The organism is Microbulbifer variabilis, assembly GCF_020524905.1.
In the GTDB taxonomy this organism is placed as follows: Bacteria; Pseudomonadota; Gammaproteobacteria; order Pseudomonadales; family Cellvibrionaceae; genus Microbulbifer; species Microbulbifer variabilis_A.
On sequence record NZ_JAIVKI010000046.1, the window covers coordinates 1 to 3,226 of the forward strand.

The 3,226-nt window shown below is 44.9% G+C and carries 4 protein-coding genes and 2 pseudogenes; 5 read left to right on the forward strand and 1 reads right to left on the reverse strand.

The genetic code is table 11. The annotated features are described in order from the left end of the window. Window positions 1-631 (reverse strand): annotated as a pseudogene (locus tag LC073_RS21325) (IS30 family transposase); the annotation flags it as partial. Window positions 632-737: 106 nt separating this feature from the next. Here LC073_RS21325 and LC073_RS21330 point away from each other — a divergent pair. From LC073_RS21330 to LC073_RS21350, 5 genes and pseudogenes are all read left to right on the forward strand, one after another. Further along, complete coding sequence (locus LC073_RS21330; RefSeq protein ID WP_226649629.1) at window positions 738-1,589, forward strand: hypothetical protein; 852 nt, start codon at window positions 738-740, stop codon at window positions 1,587-1,589. A gap of 217 nt (window positions 1,590-1,806) precedes the next feature. Continuing rightward, window positions 1,807-2,202 carry a DUF5675 family protein gene (locus LC073_RS21335; RefSeq protein WP_226649631.1) on the forward strand — a complete coding sequence of 132 codons (396 nt, stop codon included), beginning with the start codon at window positions 1,807-1,809 and terminating at the stop codon, window positions 2,200-2,202. Then, complete coding sequence (locus LC073_RS21340; RefSeq protein WP_226648994.1) at window positions 2,199-2,558, forward strand: hypothetical protein; 360 nt, start codon at window positions 2,199-2,201, stop codon at window positions 2,556-2,558. Before LC073_RS21335 ends, LC073_RS21340 begins: the two co-directional genes overlap by 4 nt. Continuing rightward, window positions 2,555-2,785, forward strand: a complete 231-nt coding sequence (locus LC073_RS21345; RefSeq protein WP_226649634.1) for a holin — start codon at window positions 2,555-2,557, stop codon at window positions 2,783-2,785. The genes LC073_RS21340 and LC073_RS21345 overlap by 4 nt, the downstream gene beginning before the upstream one ends. Then, window positions 2,775-3,226 (forward strand): annotated as a pseudogene (locus tag LC073_RS21350) (hypothetical protein); the annotation flags it as partial. The gene LC073_RS21345 and the pseudogene LC073_RS21350, both read left to right, overlap by 11 nt.

Sequence of the window (3,226 nt, forward strand, 5' to 3'; positions counted from 1 at the left end):
CAGCCAGCGAGTCTGATCGTTTGCCAGTCAATCTAACAATAACAGTAAATAATGTTTTGCGCTCAACCATAGTCAGCAAAGCTCCGCCACGCCCCTTGCCTATAACGGTATCACCTTCCTAGTCGCCAATCCGATTCATTCGGTCTACAACAGCTGGTCGATCATCTATGCACACTCTGTTTTTGATCTTTCCACGTCTATCATACTTACCGTATCGCTTGCGATAAGGTTTTGAGGCAATCCTAAGATGCTTGTATAAGTCTCCACCATTTGCCTGGTCTAAATAAATTAGTTGATAGATTGTTTCATGATGTAACGATACACCTGTATGTCTCTTTAAATAGCTTGCAGTTTGCTGGGGGCTTAATTCTTTCCGAGTTAGGGTGTCTATTTGTTGCCGCACGCCATTAGTCACCTTCTGTGCCTTATACGCTTGCTGACGTCTTTGTTCTGCGAGCTTATGTGCTTGTCCTGGACGATATCCTCGAAAGCCTATATTGCGTCGTAACTCTCGGCTGATCGTCGAGGGATGTCTCACTAACAATTTTGCTATTGCATTCTGAGAGTGTCCGGCTTTTCTTAGGCTGTAAATCTGGAATCGTTCGTTCTCGCTCAGTTGGTAGTAGCTCATCAGTATCTTTCTCTTGGTCGGGAGAGGTGCAGACTCTACCAGCTGAGCCCTCCTTTACCAATTGCACTTATTATCCGAAACCAAGATATTTATAAGTAGATTTTTTATGTTATTTAAAAGTGCAATTAAAACACTTGTCGTTTCTGCGGCTTTATTGGCCTGCGTTGCTCAGGCGAAAACTTTCAAGTATGAACTACAGAATATTTACTCAGGAAGAGGCGCGGTGGTCTATTCGGGGCTTGATCTGAACGAAGTTAAATCTGTAACGTTGACTGTTGAGCAAGCGGAGCCTAGGGCTACTCCTATGCTTACTTCTTTAGAAATTGAGTATGCCTATGCACCTAAACTGTCAGTAAAAAAATTATTTAGTCCTAATGATCCCAATGGAGATAGCTGGATTTTTACCGGGAAAGTTAATGATGCCTGGGTTTTTCGTCAGATTAATGTTCGAGTAGATAGTCTTGATCGTTTAAATCAAGATGGTAAAGAAATCATGATTGATGGTTATGTATCTGAGTATGAAAGTTTTGTTGAGCTGGGTGCTAACGGAGACGCGTATGAGAGGGGGAAACATCTATTTTTTGTTGCTGGAGAATTGAAAGCGGCGAATCCAAGTAAGGTGGTTGATGTCGAAAAGCTCACACTAGATGATAGTCGAGTGAAATTGTCACTTAGAGATAAGCTAGTTTCCATGCCAGGTGATACTAGGGCTAAAAAGGCGTATGTTATTGATGTGCTATGGTTTGGGAAAGGAGAGTCAGTAATATATTTTCCTGATTATGGTATTACTGATTCATTGTTTGTGGATCCGATAAGTATTGATGTCACAAAATTTACTACGACAGATGGAAGTGAAGATTACAACATTACAATTATATTAAGAGATGAATATGGTAATGTGGTAGATACAAATCCTATCTCTCTTTTATACTTATTGAGTACTGCTTACGATAATTAATCATATTGACTATGTCTTTAAGTGTGATCTGTGGTTAAGGATATGATTAATTTAGCTTGTCTATGTATTTCATAGAGTTAATTTTAAAAAGATTGTTTAACCATGCTCTTAACCCGCCTTGTGCGGGTTTTTTCATTTTTTAGTCTTCGATTTTCTGTACTTGGCGGTGTTCATTTGGGTGCCATTTTCTATTCCAATATTCTGCGAGTAGAACTTCATGAATTGCAATTTGCAGCGATTTGCCTATGGGCCTGATGCCACATTGGGGCGGCTGAGAGTGCGCGACTGTGTGTTTTATACGGTAGAGCGCCCGTGGTTGGGGAATCGTCCGTTCGAGAGCTGTATTCCTGAGGGGGTTTATTCCTGTAATCCCTATAACTCGCTTAGATTTCCCAATGTGTGGGAGCTACAGGAAGTCCCAGGTCGTTCAAAAATCCTAATCCATACGGCAAATTATTCTGCGGATGTGCAAGGCTGTATTGGTATTGGTTCTAACCTGGCTCCCGGTGGTTGGTGGGTGACGCAATCCCGCAGGGCAATGCAGCAGCTGCGAGAGCTGTTGCCGCCTGAGTTTGATCTGACAATTACGCACTATGTGCCGGAGTATCCATGATGGGTATTTGGTCTGGAGTTAAGGGTTTATTTGCCGGCCCAGAGTCTGCGGGCAAGGTGCTGGATGCCACTGTAAATACCGTGGATGCGGTGTGGTTTACCAATGAGGAAAAATCCCGTTGGTATCTCAAATACCTGGAAGCCACGCAGCCGCAGAACCGGGCACGGCGATTAATTGCCTTTCTGGTGACCTTGGTTTGGGCGCTGCTGGTTTTATTTATTGCGGCGGCCATGGCTTTCAAGGCGCCTTTTGTAGCAGACCTAAAGGGCTTGCTAGTTGATGTGGTTGTGCAGCCTTACAGCATCATCATCGGTTTCTATTTCGTGAAGTCGTGGGTGAGTGAGGTTAAGCGGTGAACACTGTAGCTCAAGAGGCAGCGAGGGAAGCCATGGTTCAGAAGGTCGCCAGTGCAACCACTACGGTTGCTGCGGGAACAGCGGTAGTCGGTGGGTATGCCGCACAAGAGTTATTGGCGGTGGGTGGTTTCTTGATTGCTTTGAGTGGGTTCGTTGTGAATTGGTATTACAACCACAAACGCTTGAAGCTGCAGGAAAGGCAGCAGGGCGGGGACGATGGACGTTAGTGTAAAGCTGGATACTTCAAAGTTTGATCAAGCATCTGCTGAATTGAAAAAGCAATTGCCTTATGCCAGCTCGGTTGCCCTAAATAACGTGGCCTTTCGTATACGGGGAGAAGAGCGCTCAGCGATGGGGCGTGAATTTACAAACCCGGCAAAGTTAACGCTGAACTCTGTATTGGTAAAGAAAGCCACGAAGCGTTCAGGTATCGCGAAAGTCTTTATCCGTGATCAGGTTTCCAACGGTAACGCACCGAGTAAATATCTGGCCCCGTCGGTCATGGATGTGAACCGGAACGACAAGCGCTTTGAGCGAGCCCTTCGGCATATGGGTGTCCTGCCTGCTGGTATGTATGTGGTGCATGGCGAGGCGGCGAGATTAAACAAGCACGGGAATATCTCGGTCGGAACTTATAAAAAAATCCTGGCTGAATTACGGGGTAACCC